Annotated in this window: 9 protein-coding genes and 1 riboswitch; of the genes, 2 read left to right on the plus strand and 7 right to left on the minus strand. The window is 74.1% G+C overall.

Features of this window, described 5'->3' with window-relative positions:
• Positions 1–368: 368 nt before the first annotated feature.
• Positions 369–794, minus strand: a complete 426-nt coding sequence (locus LGQ04_RS03870) for a VOC family protein (protein ID WP_229242401.1) — start codon at positions 792–794, stop codon at positions 369–371.
• 248 nt (positions 795–1,042) lie between these two features.
• On the opposite strand from LGQ04_RS03870, the gene LGQ04_RS03875 reads away from it, so the two are divergent.
• Both LGQ04_RS03875 and LGQ04_RS03880 read left to right on the plus strand, forming a co-directional pair.
• Entirely contained in the window at positions 1,043–3,154 is a 2,112-nt protein-coding gene (locus LGQ04_RS03875) for a glycosyl hydrolase family 28-related protein (RefSeq protein ID WP_229242402.1), read from the plus strand.
• A 153-nt stretch (positions 3,155–3,307) separates the two neighbouring features.
• Positions 3,308–3,895 carry a P-loop NTPase family protein gene (locus tag LGQ04_RS03880; RefSeq protein ID WP_229242403.1) on the plus strand — a complete coding sequence of 196 codons (588 nt, stop codon included), beginning with the start codon at positions 3,308–3,310 and terminating at the stop codon, positions 3,893–3,895.
• On the opposite strand, the gene LGQ04_RS03885 is transcribed toward LGQ04_RS03880, so the two are convergent.
• The 6 genes from LGQ04_RS03885 to gcvP all read right to left on the minus strand — a co-directional run bounded on the left by LGQ04_RS03885 (position 3,864) and on the right by gcvP (position 13,829).
• Positions 3,864–4,292, minus strand: coding sequence for a (deoxy)nucleoside triphosphate pyrophosphohydrolase (locus LGQ04_RS03885; RefSeq protein WP_229242404.1), 429 nt, complete (start codon positions 4,290–4,292; stop codon positions 3,864–3,866). The genes LGQ04_RS03880 and LGQ04_RS03885 overlap by 32 nt on opposite strands.
• 45 nt (positions 4,293–4,337) lie before the next feature.
• A complete protein-coding gene (locus LGQ04_RS03890; protein WP_372469990.1) occupies positions 4,338–4,592 on the minus strand; it encodes a LuxR C-terminal-related transcriptional regulator in 255 nt (84 codons plus the stop codon).
• 386 nt (positions 4,593–4,978) lie between these two features.
• On the minus strand, positions 4,979–9,067 hold the full coding sequence (locus LGQ04_RS03895; RefSeq protein WP_229242405.1) for a phosphodiester glycosidase family protein: 4,089 nt from the start codon (positions 9,065–9,067) through the stop codon (positions 4,979–4,981).
• Positions 9,068–9,284: 217 nt separating this feature from the next.
• The gene (gene gcvH / locus LGQ04_RS03900) at positions 9,285–9,662 is read right to left on the minus strand and encodes a glycine cleavage system protein GcvH (RefSeq protein ID WP_229242406.1); all 378 of its coding nucleotides are present in this window, start codon (positions 9,660–9,662) and stop codon (positions 9,285–9,287) included.
• Between the two features lie 22 nt (positions 9,663–9,684).
• Positions 9,685–10,914: a glycine cleavage system aminomethyltransferase GcvT gene (gene gcvT / locus LGQ04_RS03905; RefSeq protein WP_229242407.1), complete on the minus strand. Its 1,230-nt coding sequence runs from the start codon at positions 10,912–10,914 to the stop codon at positions 9,685–9,687.
• Between the two features lie 26 nt (positions 10,915–10,940).
• Positions 10,941–13,829, minus strand: a complete 2,889-nt coding sequence (gene gcvP / locus LGQ04_RS03910; protein ID WP_372469991.1) for an aminomethyl-transferring glycine dehydrogenase — start codon at positions 13,827–13,829, stop codon at positions 10,941–10,943.
• Positions 13,830–14,101: 272 nt separating this feature from the next.
• Positions 14,102–14,209: riboswitch (glycine riboswitch) on the minus strand.
• Between the last annotated feature and the right edge of the window lie 18 nt (positions 14,210–14,227).

The following is a 14,227-nucleotide window of genomic DNA, read 5'->3' on the forward strand; positions in this document are numbered from 1 at the left end:
GAGGTGGTGCTGGACAACGTGAACCCGACGATCGTGCCGCGGGCTGCGTCCCGGTCGCGGGCCCCGCGCGAGAAGTCCGCCTGACCCCCGGCCCCGCGGGGTGGTACCCCGGTCTGCCGGGGTCGTCCGCCAGTCCGCGAGGGAGAACCGTGGTCGGGTCCGCGGTGGGGTGGCCCCGGGCGCTCGGGGCTGCCGCGCACTCACCCGGGTCGTTCGGGTGCGGTTCCCGCGCGCGGCTCGACGCCCTCTCGCACCCGGGGCCACCCCACCGCTCGCGCACCGCCACACCCGACCGATCGTTCCTCGCCGAACCCCTGCCGCTCGCGCGTCGTCGCACCCGTGCCGCGTCTCACCGGGTCCCGAGGCGGTCAGCCGACGAAGAGGCAGAAGGGGTGGCCGGACGGGTCGGCGTAGACGCGGAGCGGTTCGTCCGGGTCGTCGGAGCGGTCGAGCAGCAGGGTCGCACCGAGCGCGAGGGCCCGGTCGTGGTGGTGGTCGAGCTCGGCGAGGTCGGTCACCGTGCAGTCGAGGTGGACCTGCTGCGGCACGGTCGCCGACGGCCACGTGGACGGGGGCAGGTCCTGGACCTGCTGGAACGCGAGCTGGACGCCGCCGGATGGTGCGGCGCGCAGGACGAGCCAGTCGGCGCCGGCAGGGTCGGGCTCGCCGTGCGGTGGCGGCTCGTCGCCCCGGCGGTAGTCGAGGCCGAACAGCTCGCGGTAGAACTCGGCGAGCGCGCGGGCGTCGGTCGTGTCGAGGACGACCTGGGCGATGGTGGGCGCGGTGGGTGCCATGTCCTCAGCGTGATCCCGCGACCGCGTGGCCGCATCCCGGGCCATGAACCACTTTCCGCACGGCACAACGCAAGAAACTGACAGTAGTCGAGCAAGGAATAGGCAGCGCCCCTTGCGGAAGAGGTCGGGCGGGCCTAGGGTCGCCGTGACGACGGCACGCGGGGGTGCGACCACGGGCCGGCCCGGCGGTCAGCACGCCGACCGGGGAGCACGGAGGCACCGCGCCTCCCGAGAGAGACGGATCGACGATGATTCGCAGGACAGCACCCCGGCCCCACCGTGGCCGACGGCGCCCGGCACGACCCGGTCCGCTCGCCGCGGCCACCGCGACCCTCGCCCTTGCCCTCGTGGCCGGGACCGCGCCGTCGGTCCTCGCCCACGGGCGCCCCCCGGCCGCCGAGCCCACCGCGGTGACGCGCGCCGCCATCGACCCCGCGCTCGTCGAGGGTCGGGGCGCGGACGTCCCGTTCGTCGAGCAGGAGGCGGAGAACGCGGTGACGACGGGAACCGTCATCCGGCCGGGGCGCGACGCCTACACGATCGAGGCGGAGGCGTCCGGGCGGTCCGCCGTCCGACTCACCGCGGGGCAGCACGTCGAGTTCACGCTCCCGGCCGCGGCCAACGCGATCACCGTGCGGTACGCCCTGCCGGACGCGCCCGAGGGCGGCGGCATCCGGGCACCGCTCGACGTGTCCGTCCTGCGCGACGGCAGGAAGGTCGGCGTCGACCGTCGCATGACCCTCACGTCGGAGTACTCCTACCTGTACAACCAGTACCCGTTCACGAACGACCGGACGGCCGGGCTGCTCCAGCCCGGATGGTGGGTCACCGAGTGCTCGTGCGTCCCCGCGGAGACGACGCCGGCCCCCGAGTTCGCCACCCCGTTCCGGCCCATGAAGTTCTACGACGAGCAGCGCCTCCTCCTCGGGACGACGTACCGCGCGGGCGACGTCGTGCGCCTGACGATGCCGGCCCGCAGCACCGCGGACTGGACCGTGATCGACCTGCTCGACTCGGAGAAGGTCGGCCCGCCGACGGTCCGCCTGCGCGCGGCCAACGCGCTGCTCTTCGGGGCCGACCCCACCGGGCGGCGCGACTCCGCCGACGCGCTCGACCGCGCGATCGCGTTCGCCCAGCGCCACGACCTGCCCGTCTACGTCCCGCCGGGCGTCTACCAGGTGAACCGGCACGTGATCGTCGACGACGTGACGATCCAGGGCGCCGGGAGCTGGTACACGATCTTCCGGGGCGAGGAGGTCGCGCTCGACGAGCCCGCGCCCGACGGTTCCGTGCACACGGGCGTCGGGTTCTACGGCAAGGACGCCGCCGACGGCGGCAGCCACAACGTGCACCTGCGCGACTTCGCGATCCTCGGCGACGTGCGCGAACGCATCGACACGGACCAGGTCAACGGCATCGGCGGGGCCCTGAGCGACTCGACGATCTCCGGCCTGCACATCCGGCACACGAAGGTCGGCATGTGGTTCGACGGCCCCATGTCGAACCTCGTCGTCGAGGACACCATGATCGTCGACCAGGTCGCGGACGCCCTGAACTTCCACGGCGGCGTCACCGACTCCGTCGTGCGCGACGTGTTCGTCCGCAACACCGGCGACGACGGCCTCGCGCTGTGGTCCGAGAAGGTGCCGAACGCCCGGAACGTGGTCGAGCACAACACCGTCCAGTCCCCCACCCTCGCCAACGGAATCGCCGTCTACGGCGGCACCGACAACACCGTGCGAGGCAACCTCGTCGCCGACCCGGTGCGCGAGGGCAGCGGGCTGCACGTCGGCGCACGGTTCGGCGCGGAGCCCTTCGCAGGCCGTCTCGACCTCACGGACAACACGACGGTGCGCGCCGGCACGTACGAGCTCAACTGGAACATCGGCCTCGGCGCGATCTGGTTCTACGCCCTCGACCGCGACATCGACGCCGACGTCCGCGTCACGGGCGACCACTACCTCGACAGCACGTACAACGCGATCATGCTCGTCTCCGACTGGGGCGTGAAGGATCAGGTCGCGATCGAGGGCGTCGCGTTCTCCGGCGTGCGTGTCGACGGGACGGGCACGTCCGTCGTCTCGGCCCGCGTGCGCGGCGGCGCGTCGTTCGAGGACGTCGACGTGCGCAACGTCGGCTGGGCGGGCGTGAACAACTGCGGCTCCTTCGGCTTCCCCGACGGCGGCACCGAGTTCACGCTCACCGACCTCGGCGGCAACGACGGCACGTCCCTCAGCCCGTGGGAGCCGGGCACCGTGAACTGGCTCGGCCGCTTCGTGCCCAGCGCGCCGTCGTGCACGGACCGACCGCCCGTCGTCGCACCCCCGGCGCCGTCGCCGTGGGTCCAGCCGGTCGGCTGACCGTGCTCTGCGGTCGATGACAGGACGGGGCAGCCGTGCCGGGTCTACCATCCGCGCCGCTCGTACCTCGCGACGCTCCCGCCAGACCCGCCACGACCCAGCACGGCTGCCCCGTCCTGCCCCCGGCCACAGAGCGGCCGGTAGGGTGCGGCGGTGGAGATCCTCGGGCCGGACGACGACGTCGTCGAGCACCTCGGCGACGTCCCGCGCCGCATCACGGTGGTGGGGGTGTCCGGGGCGGGGAAGTCGACGCTCGCCGCGCGGCTCGCGGTCCGGCTGGGCCTGCCGTACACGGACGTCGACGGCCTGCACCACGGTCCGGGGTGGGTGCCGCGGCCCGAGTTCCTCGACGACGTGCGGGCGCTCCTCGCACAGGAGTCGTTCGTCGTCGAGTGGCAGTTCGCGGCGGCGCGGCCGCTGATCCTGGAGCGGGCCCAGCTCGTGGTGTGGCTCGACCTGCCGTCGCGGGTGACGATGCGGCAGGTCGTGGGGCGGACGTGGCGGCGCTCGGTGCGGCGCGAGGTGCTGTGGAACGGGAACGTCGAGCCGCCGATCTGGCGGTCGATCTTCCGGCCGGCGGAGGAGAACATCGTCCGCTGGGCGTGGGGGACCCGGCACAAGTACCGGGACCTGCCCGCGTCGCTCGCGGAGCAGGCGCCGCACGTGGTGCTGGTGCGCCTGCGGTCGCGGCGCGAGGTGGACCGCTGGGTCAGACGACTTCCTGCGCCACCTGGCGGGTGAGCTCCTCGACGATCGGGACGTCGGCGTCGAGCCACGGCACGGTGAACCACTCGCCGGGGCCGAGCCACGCGAGCTCGTCGTGCTCGACGAGGGGTGCGGGTTCGCCGTCGACGACGCGCGCGAACCACAGGCGCATGACGTGGCGGTCGGTGATGACCCAGGTCCCGTGCTCGGGGCCGGGGACCTCGTCGCCGAGCTCGACGCGGACGCCGAGCTCTTCGCGCAGCTCGCGGTGGAGCGCTTCCTCCGCGGTCTCCCCGGGGTCGACCTTGCCCCCTGGGAACTCCCAGCGCCCTGCGAGGTGCAGGGGGCGGGTGCGTCGTGCGGAGAGCAGGTGTCGTGGTTCGGCGAGGTCGTCGACGATCGCCGCCGCCACGACGAGTCTGCGCAGGGTCATAGGCGGAGTGTCGCACGCCGGTGTGTCGGCGTGGTGTCGCTCGGGTCAGCGCAGCCCGGCGGCGCGTGCCCAGGCGACCGCCTCGGCGCGGGTCGAGACGCCGAGCTTGCGGTAGAGGCTGCGCACCTGCGACTTGACGGTGTTGCGGGTGACGAAGAGCTTGGTGGCGATCTGCTCGAGGGTCACGTCCTCGGACAGGTTCGACAGGACGACGCGCTCGCGGCGGGTCAGGGGTGCTGCCGGCTCCGGCGCCGACGTCAGGGGGCCCATGACGGGCCGAACCAGCTCGATGGTGCTCATGTTCTCCTCCTGGTGCTGTCCGGTCACGTCATCCCCTCGTGGCGGATCCGGTGTGGTGCTACTGGAAGGGACGGACCAACGTCCTGTTCATGACGCGACTTTTCACCCGGAGTTCGGAGAGAGGTCCTCCCCGGATGGCGTGCGGGGCGTAGCGGTGTGATCATGCAGGTCAGAGCGTCGTCGGTGGCTTGCTCTCGTCGTGCTGCGGGGAGCGCGAGCGTGCCGAGAGCGTCCGTATGACGCGCGATTCGACTGTGACCTGCGTCACGTTGAGCCGGGCCGCGGGGCCTCGGCCCCTCGCCCGGACACGGCACGACGCCGCCGCGAACCACCTCTCGGCGGCTCACGACGGCGTCGTGGAGGGTGGGCGGCGGGCGCCGCCGACGTCAGTCCCGCACGGTGACGACGAGTTCCGCGCTGCGCGTCTCGCCCACGGCGTTCGTCAGCACGGCGACGTACCGGTAGCGGCCCGGTTCACGTCCCGCGAGCGCCGTCGACGCGGCCTGCGCCGCACCGCCCTCGCCGGGCTCGAGCTCCTGACGGTCCACCTCGACCCCGTCCTCGTAGAGGACGTACCCGGTCGCCTGCGTGCCCCACCACTTGTTGGCCGTGACGGTGAAGTCACCGTCCCGGTCGTGGTTGTCGTGCGACAGCACCGGCGTGCCGGGGTTCGCGTCGGTCACGCGCACCACGTGCTCGCCGCGGCACGGCGTGACGCCCGCCGCGTTCTCCAGCTCGCACGTGTACGTGTAGGTGCCGTTCGCCCGGCCGGTCACGGGCACCGCGACGCGCTGCGCCTCGTTCCCGCGGTGGTCGAGCGCCCGGGTGCCGACGAGCTCGCCGTCCTCGAAGAGCCGCAGGGTGGTGGCGTTCTCGCCCCACCACAGGTCGACCATGACGGCGTAGTCGCCGTCGCGCAGACCCGTGTCCCAGCCGTTGTCGTCGCTGATCCGCGCCTCGCCGGGCTTCCCGGCGGGCACGAGCACGTCGAGCTCGCCGACGACGTCGTTCACCTCGACCGTGACCGTCGCCCGGCCCGGCGCGACGGCCGTGACGTCGTGCGTCACCGGGTCGAGCGCGAGGACGGTGCCGCGCGGCGCGTCCTGCGCCGCGCCGACGAAGACGCGGTCCCCGCCGCCCCACGCGGCGGACACGGGCCACGCGACCGGGACCACGCGGTCGTCGTCCTGCAGGACGGTGGCGCTCACCGCGCCCGACGCCCCGACGGCCAGCTCGGCGGGCCCGGACACCTCGACCGCGTCGGCCCGGGCGTTGACCTCGACGGCCAGCCACGCGCCGTCGTCCCCGGGGTCCGCGGCGGCGTCCGCCCATCGACCCTCGGCGGGGTCGATGCCGAGCATCGACCAGCCGGTGAAGCCGCCGTCGTCGGGGGTGCTCGCGGGGCCCTTGCCGGAGTTGCCGTTGACGACGTACGGCACGCCGTCCTCCGTCTTCGCGTGGAAGACGCCCACGTGCGAGCCGATGCTCGCGACCGACTTCCCGGAGGTCTCGCGGAAGTCCTCCAGCCAGCCCCGCACCGTGTCGGCCTCGAGGCGGTCGACGAGCTGGCTCGCCTTCGTCGGCAGCGGGTCGTCCACCGGGTGGTGGGCGAGCACGACGACGCCCGTCACCGCGTCGTCCGACGCCGCCGCGTCGAGCTGGTCGCGCAGCATGCGGAGCTGCGCGTGGTCGGCGTTGAGCGTGCCCGCCGCCGTGTTCAGCATGACGAGTCGCGTACCGTCCACGTCGAGGTGGCGTGTCGTCTCGCCGAACTCGTCGACGAAGTTCTCGATCGACCCGCCCATGACCTCGTGGTTGCCCGGCACGTAGTACCAGGGCAGGTCCGTGCCGCCGAGCTCCTCGTCGAGGATGCGTCGCGCGAGGTCGAAGTCGGCCGGGGAGGCCTCGTCGACGAGGTCGCCGTTGATGACGAGCAGGTCGGGCTCCGCGGCGACGACCTCCTGCAGCGTGCGGCGCGCCCCCTCGACCGCGCCCGACTCCGGCGAGCGGGCCACGAACTGGGCGTCCGACATCACGGCGACGCGCAGCGGCGAGGTGTCCGTGGTGTTCTCCGCGACGACGACGTCGTCCTCCACCCGCGCGCTCTCGGGCGCGTCGACCGAGGGCGGCACGTGCGCACGCAGGTCGGAGATCGTCATCTCGCCCGCGTACTGCGCGGACGCGCGCGTCTCCAGCACGCGCACGCGCTGCAGCCGCAGCGGGAACTCGACCCCGGCGGGCACGGTGAACGTCACCTGCTGCCAGCCCTCCCACGACACGGTCGGGCCGTCGAGCTGGGTGGTGACGCCGTTGCCCTGCTGGACCTGCAGGCGCAGCCACGCCCCGCTCTCGTCGCCGTCGACCCACATCGTCAGACGCTGCGGCTGCCCGGGGATCTCGCGCGCGCCCTCCGGGACGACCGCGTACTGGCCGCGCGTCGCCGTGGACTGCGTGAAGTCGTACATCAGGCGCAGGCCGTGCGCGCCGTCGTGCCCGGCAGCCGGCGCCACTCCGCCGCCCGGCGCGCGGTCGTTCGCGGACCGCCACGACGTGGCGTCGGCGAGGTCGGCGACGCTCACCTGCTCCAGCGACACGGCGACGGCCACGCGGGTGCGCAGGTCGCCCACCGCGAGGTCGAGGGTCGCGGAGCCCGACGGCGCGAGCGCGCGCACCGTGAACGTGCCCGCCTCCCCCGGGGCTGCAGGGTCCAGCGCGACGACGCCCTCTCCCCCGGTCACGACGACGTCCTGCGCCTCGATCGGCGCGGCGTACCCGTCCGCGTCGTGGCCGGTGAGGGTCAGCGTCGCCGTGTCATCGGCGTCGCCGAGCGTGACGACGGGCGTGTCGACCGTGATCCGCCGGGGCTCGCCGAGGACCCGCAGGTCGTGCGTGCCCGTCGCGGCGTCGCCCGGCCCTCCGGTCGCGGCCACCGTGACCGTGCCGGGTGCGACGCCGGTGACGACGGCCCCCGCCGGGTCGGCGGCCACGGCGGCGACGGCGGCGTCAGTGCTCGACCACGTGGACGGTGCGTCGGCGACCGGGGCGCCGACCTCGTCGAACCCCTTCGCGGTGAGGGTGCGGTGCAGCCCCGGGAAGACCCGCTCGGCGTCGGGCGCCGCGAGCGCCGTCGTGACCGCGTAGGCGTGCGCGGTACCGGAGCCGTCCGCGACGAACAGTCCGAGTCCGTTCGCGTCCCGGCGCTCCGAGCCGTCCGCGGGCGAGTTGAGGATCGTCGTCGACGCGTCACCGGGCAGGCGCGCGTTCATCTGGCTCGACCCGCCGCCGTCGAGGTTGATCGCGTCGTCGGCGCCGAGCTGGCCCAGGAGCTCGCCGAGCTCCGGCAGGGTCATGCCGATGCTGTGCGACTGCCGGCCGTCGACCACCACGAGGTAGGCCGTCGCGCCGTCCTCGCTGAACCCGATCGCCGTCCGCGGGTGGCGCACGAGCGAGTGGCCGCCCTCCCACGACGTCGGGTCGCCGTCCTCCAGGAGCCAGTCGCCCTGGTCGCCGCCGACCGCGACCGCGACGTCCCCCGCGTCGTCGCGCAGCCCGTACGCGAGCGCGACGGGTGCGCCGGGCTCGACGGCGGCGAGCGCGTCCGCCGCGGCACCCGGGCGCGCGACGACGGCGCGCACGCCCTCGTCGAGCTGCCCCGCACCGACCTCGCCCACGGCGAGGGCGGTGCCGTCGGGCCCGACGAGCACCTCGACGCCCCGCTCCCCCGCCGCGAGGACGCGCGTGCGGGTGTGGGTGCCCCACGCGGCGTCGAACACGGCGACGCCACCCGAGGGAACACCGGTGACGTTCAGCCCGGCGACGGGGATCTCGGTCGTGCCGGTTCCTGTGCCGAGGGTGACGCTGCCCTCGAGGAACAGCTCGGCGAGCCGGCCCAGGCCGTCCGAGCCCACGACGGCGGAACGCTCGCGCCCGGCGGCGGCGGACTTGAGGAGCGTGCCGTCGTCGACCGCCGTCCCCAGCGCGGCACCGGAGTTGTTGATGTCGAAGAAGTCACCGTTGACCGCGGCGACGGCGCCCCGCGACTCCGCCATCTCCGTGACGGTCGCGTTCGCCGCGACCTTCTCGGGACCGACGTACCCGAGGCGCACCGCGTCCGAGCCCAGCTCGGCCACGAGCACCTCGCCGCTCAGCCAGCCGTCCTCCCCGAGGCGCGTGAAGCTCGTCTGCTCCAGGCCGGGCGCGACCGTGCGGGACTCGACGTCCGTGACGATCGCGTCGCCCGCGTCGTCGAGGGCGAGCTCGCGCGGGGCGGGCCACGCGGTGGTCGCGGAGGGTGCGGCGTTCGCGCTCGGGTGGGTGGTGGCCGCGGGGGGTGCGGCGGCAGCGGTCGCGGTGGGTGCGACGACGCCCGCGGCGGCGAGGCCCGCGGTGACGAACGCCGCGGTGGCGCGTGACCTGCGCCGTCGTCGGGTGGTCGAGGGGTCGGGTGCCGCCTCCGGCACCGTGTCGAGCGTCATCGCTGTGTCCTCCGGTCGGGTCGTCCGTCGTCGGCGTGGCAGAGACTTTCACAGATGGGACTGTTTGTGAAGGTTTGAGCCACCCGTCCGCGCGTCGTGTCGCGCGGCGCGGCGCCAGGCTCCGGCACCGACCTTGCGCGCAGGACACGCCCCGGTGAACGACGAAGGCACCGCAGGCGAACGTGCCTGCGGTGCCTCCGGTCCGGCAGCGACGCGGTCAGCCCGCGACGAGCACCGCGTAGTCGTCCGCCGAGAGCAGGTCGCCCGTCGACGTCACGTCGACCTTGAACAGCCACCCCTCGGTGTACGGGTCGGAGTTCACGACGGCGGGGTCGTCCACCGCCGCCTGGTTCACCTCGACGACCGTCCCCGTCACCGGCGAGAAGAGCTCCGACACCGACTTCGTCGACTCCACCTCGCCGATCACGCTCCCGGCCGTCACCTCCGTGCCGACCTCGGGCAGCTCGAGGTACACGATGTCGCCGAGCGCCTCGGCGGCGGTGGCGGTGATGCCGACGACCGCCGGGTCCGACCCGTCGATCCACTCGTGCTCGGCCGTGTACTGCAGGTGCGACGGGAACTGGGCGTCGGTCATGGTGTGCTCCTTCGGAAGACGGTCAGGACTGCTGGGGACGACGGTAGAACGGCAGCGGCACGACCACCACGGGTTCGGCGCGGCCGCGCACGTCGACGGCGAGCTCGGTGCCCTCGGCGGCGAACTCCGGGCTGACGTACGCCATCGCCACCGGGTGTCCGAGCGTCGGCGACGGCGCCCCCGACGTCACGGTGCCGATGCGACGCACCTCTCCCCCGGCCTCCGGCAGCACGACGCCGTAGCCCGCCCGGGCGGGACGGCGCCCGAGGCCGCGGAGCCCGACGAGCACGCGTGCGGGAGGCGACGCCTTGCGCGCGGCGAGCGCGTCACGCCCGACGAACGGGAGCGGCGAGCCGTCCGGTGCGGTCTTGTCGAGCCTGACGACGCGCCCCAGCCCGGCCTCGTACGGCGTGGTCGTGGTGTCGAGCTCGTGGCCGTAGAGCGGCATCCCGGCCTCGAGCCGCAGCGAGTCGCGCGCCGAGAGGCCCGCCGGGACGAGGCCGACCGGGGTGCCCGCCGCGAGCACCGCCCGCCACAGCGCCGGGGCGCGGTCCGCGGGGACGAACAGCTCGAACCCGTCCTCGCCGGTGTACCCGGTCCGGGCGACGAGCGCGTCGACGGGACCGTCCTCGGCGCCGAGGACGACGGGGGCCGCGGCGTAGTACTTCATCGACCGGACGACCTGTACAGGGTCGTCGTCCGCGCCGGTGGCGCCCGGGACGCCGACGACGACGAGGCCCGCGACGATCTCCTTCGCGCGCGGGCCCTGCACGGCGACGAGCGCGGTCCCGCTCCCCTGGTCCGTCACCGTCGCGTCGAAGCCGGCTGCCCGCGCGACCAGCTCGCGCGCGACGAGCCCGGCGTTGCCCGCGTTCGCCACGACGAGGAAGCGCTCGTCGTCGAGCCGGTAGACGACGAGGTCGTCGAGGACCGACCCGTCCTCCGCGCAGATCATCGTGTACCGCGCACGGCCGGGCGCGACAGCGGTGAGGTTCCCGACGAGCGCGTGGTCCAGCGCCGCCGCGGCCTGCGGACCCGCCACCTCGATCTCGCCCATGTGCGACAGGTCGAACAGGCCCGCCGCCTCGCGCACCGCGCGGTGCTCCGCGAGGTCCGACGTGTACCGCAGCGGCATCTGCCAGCCGCCGAAGCTCGTGAGGCTCGCGCCGAGCGCGACGTGCTCGTCGTGCAGCGGGCTGAGCCGCTCCCCCGCGTTCTCCTGCCCGGCCGGGCCGGTCTGGTCCTGCGTCATCGTGGTCCTCCGAGGGTCGTCGGGCGTCAGTGGGCGTAGGCGTCGATCGGCGGGCACGAGCACACGAGGTTGCGGTCGCCGCGCGCCCCGTCGATCCGGCGGACGGGCGGCCAGTACTTCGCCGCGCGCAGGCTCGCGACCGGGTAGGCGGCGAGCTCGCGCGAGTACGGGCGGTCCCACGTGTCCGCCGTGAGCGCGGCCGCCGTGTGCGGCGCGCCGCGCAGCGGCGACTCCTCCACCGACCAACGCCCCGACGCCACCGCGTCGATCTCCCCCCGGATCGCGACGAGAGCGTCGACGAACCGGTCGAGCTCCGCCAGGTCCTCGCTCTCCGTCGGCTCGACCATGAGCGTCCCCGCCACCGGGAACGACAGCGTCGGAGCGTGGAACCCGTAGTCCATGAGGCGCTTCGCGACGTCCTCCGCCGTCACGCCCGTCTCGGCCGTGATCGCCCGGAGGTCAAGGATGCACTCGTGCGCGACCAACCCGTTCGGCCCCGTGTACAGCACGGGGAAGTGGTCGGTGAGCCGCGAGGCCACGTAGTTCGCGGTGAGCACCGCCGTCTTCGTCGCCTCGGTCAGCCCGTCCGGCCCCATGAGCGCGACGTACGCGTACGAGATCGGCAGGATGCCCGCCGACCCGTAGCGGGTCGCCGAGACCGGCGTGCCCGACGGCGCGTCCCCCGCCCCGCGGTCCCCCGCCGGGGCGAGGGGGTCACCGGGGAGGAACGGCACGAGGTGCTCGGCGACTGCGACGGGCCCGACGCCCGGGCCTCCCCCGCCGTGCGGGATGCAGAAGGTCTTGTGCAGGTTGAGGTGCGAGACGTCGCCCCCGAACTCGCCGGGACGAGCGAGGCCGACGAGCGCGTTGAGGTTCGCCCCGTCGATGTACACCTGGCCGCCCGCGTCATGTACGGCGTCGCAGACCTCGCGCACGTGCTCCTCGTACACCCCGTGCGTCGACGGGTACGTGATCATGATCGCCGCGACGCGCGGCCCGTGGTCGGCGAGCTTCGCCCGCAGGTCGTCGAGCAGGATCTCGCCGTTCGGGGCCGTCCCCACGACCTCGACCTTCATGCCCGCCAGGGCCGCCGACGCCGCGTTCGTCCCGTGCGCCGACGCCGGGATCAGGCACACGTCACGCTCCGCGTCGCCGCGCGACACGTGGTACTCCCGGATCGCCAGCAGCCCCGCGAACTCGCCCTGCGAACCCGCGTTCGGCTGCACCGACACCCCCGCGTAGCCCGTGATCTCCGCGAGCGCGCCCTCCAGGCCCGTGATGAGCTCCGCGTACCCCTGCGCCTGGTCCACAGGGACGAACGGGTGCAGGTCCGCGAACCCCGGCCAGGAGATCGCCTCCATCTCCGCCGTCGCGTTGAGCTTCATCGTGCACGAGCCCAGCGGGATCATCGTCCGGTCGAGCGCCAGGTCCTTGTCGGACAGCCGGCGCAGGTACCGCAGCATCGACGTCTCGGAGCGGTGCACGTGGAAGATGGGGTGCTGGAGGTAGGGCGTCGTGCGGGTCGCCCAGGTCGGGAGCGTCGGGTCGCCTTCGGCGGGGGAGGCGCCGTCCCCCACCTTCGCAGTCGTCTCACCGTTGGCCGGCGTCGTGGCGGTGGTCGTGACGCCGAACGCTCCCAGCACGGCGGCGACGGTGGCCGGGGTGGTGGTCTCGTCGCAGGCGATCTGTACATGGTCGTCGTCCGGCATGTACAGGTTGATCCCGGCGTCCGCGGCGGCCCGCACGACGGCGGCCGCGCGGCCGGGGACGACGGCCCGGACGGTGTCGAAGAAGACGTCGTGCTCGACCGGGACGCCACCGGCACGGAGCCCGTCCGCGAGGGCGACCGCGTGCCCGTGGGCGCGCTCGGCGATCGCGCGCAGGCCGTCGGGGCCGTGGTACACGGCGTACATCGACGCGACGATCGCGAGGAGCGCCTGCGCGGTGCAGATGTTGCTCGTCGCCTTCTCGCGGCGGATGTGCTGCTCGCGCGTCTGGAGCGCGAGGCGGAACGCGGTGTCGCCGTCCGCGTCGACCGAGACGCCGACGAGACGGCCGGGGAGGGAACGCTCCAGACCCTTGCGGACGGCCATGAACGCGGCGTGCGGGCCGCCGTAGAAGAGCGGGACGCCGAACCGCTGGGCGGAGCCGACGGACACGTCGGCGCCGAGCTCGGCGGGGGAGACGAGCAGCGTCAGGGCGAGCAGGTCCGCCGCGACCGTGACCAGGGCGCCGGCCTCCTTCGCCTCCGAGACGACCGGCGCCCAGTCCACGACGCGGCCCGACGCCCCGCACTGCTGCACGACGACGCCCACGAGAGCCGCGTCGTCGGCCACCCCGGCGAACGACCCTGTGGCGCGGGCCGCGTCCAGCCCGGCCGCGAGACCGGCCGAGAGGTCCGCGACGACGACGGGCAGGCCGATCGCCCGTGCGCGACCCAGGGTGACGGCGAGCGTCTGGGGGAACAGGTCGGCGTCGACCACGACGTACCCGCTCTTCGCGCGCGACGCGCGCCACATGAGGGCGACGGCCTCCGCGACGGCGGTGGCCTCGTCGAGCAGGGACGCGTTCGCGACGTCGAGGCCCGTGAGGTCCTCGACGACCTGCTGGAAGTTGAGCAGCGCCTCGAGGCGTCCCTGCGAGATCTCCGGCTGGTACGGCGTGTACGCGGTGTACCAGGCGGGCGACTCGAGCACGTTGCGGCGGATCACCGGGGGAGTGGTGGTCCCGTAGTAGCCGAGGCCGATCATCTGCGTCTTCACGACGTTCTTCGCCGCGAGGGCCCGCAGGTGGTCGAGCACCTCGGTCTCGGTGCGCGCGACGGGGAGGTCGAGCGGGCGGTCCGTGCGGATGGAGGCGGGGACGGCGGCGTCGACCAGGGCGTCAAGCGAGGGGTGGCCGAGCTGGTCGAGCATGGCCTGCACCTCGCGGCCGCGCGGGCCCACGTGGCGGGGCGCGAACGCGCCGGTCGCGGCGTTGTGGTGGGCGGCGGGGTCGAACGACTGGGTCACCAGGACCTCCGGGGAGCGGGGACGACGGCGGGTCCCTCCCCGCTCTGTCATCGGACGCACGCGTCGACCTGAGAGTTTTGCCGGTCCGCCATGCCCTCACGGGCCGGGGCGCGCCGGCTTGCACCGTCGGTGGGCCGTGCGACGCCGGGCGTCGTGCGGCCGCTTTCCAGAGTTGCCTCGCCGTGACGGTACGTGGGCCTGAGAGATTCCCGGGGAGGGTTTGCTCCTTCGGCGCCGACGCCCGGCCCGGGGGCCGTGGCGCGGGGCTCTCCCGTCGCGGTTCGAGCGGCTGTACTGCAGTT

Source organism: Cellulosimicrobium marinum, from assembly GCF_020551945.1.
Lineage (GTDB): Bacteria > Actinomycetota > Actinomycetes > Actinomycetales > Cellulomonadaceae > Cellulosimicrobium > Cellulosimicrobium marinum.

What these genes read in the sequence shown, in the direction of transcription:
- gcvP (WP_372469991.1), bottom strand. Translation starts at nt 13,829, where the DNA reads ATGCTCGACCAGCTCGGCCACCCCTCGCTTGACGCCCTGGTCGACGCC.
- gcvT (WP_229242407.1), bottom strand. Translation starts at nt 10,914, where the DNA reads ATGACGCAGGACCAGACCGGCCCGGCCGGGCAGGAGAACGCGGGGGAG.
- LGQ04_RS03870 (WP_229242401.1), bottom strand. Translation starts at nt 794, where the DNA reads ATGGCACCCACCGCGCCCACCATCGCCCAGGTCGTCCTCGACACGACC.
- LGQ04_RS03875 (WP_229242402.1), top strand. Translation starts at nt 1,043, where the DNA reads ATGATTCGCAGGACAGCACCCCGGCCCCACCGTGGCCGACGGCGCCCG.
- LGQ04_RS03890 (WP_372469990.1), bottom strand. Translation starts at nt 4,592, where the DNA reads ATGAGCACCATCGAGCTGGTTCGGCCCGTCATGGGCCCCCTGACGTCG.
- LGQ04_RS03895 (WP_229242405.1), bottom strand. Translation starts at nt 9,067, where the DNA reads ATGACGCTCGACACGGTGCCGGAGGCGGCACCCGACCCCTCGACCACC.
- gcvH (WP_229242406.1), bottom strand. Translation starts at nt 9,662, where the DNA reads ATGACCGACGCCCAGTTCCCGTCGCACCTGCAGTACACGGCCGAGCAC.
- LGQ04_RS03885 (WP_229242404.1), bottom strand. Translation starts at nt 4,292, where the DNA reads ATGACCCTGCGCAGACTCGTCGTGGCGGCGGCGATCGTCGACGACCTC.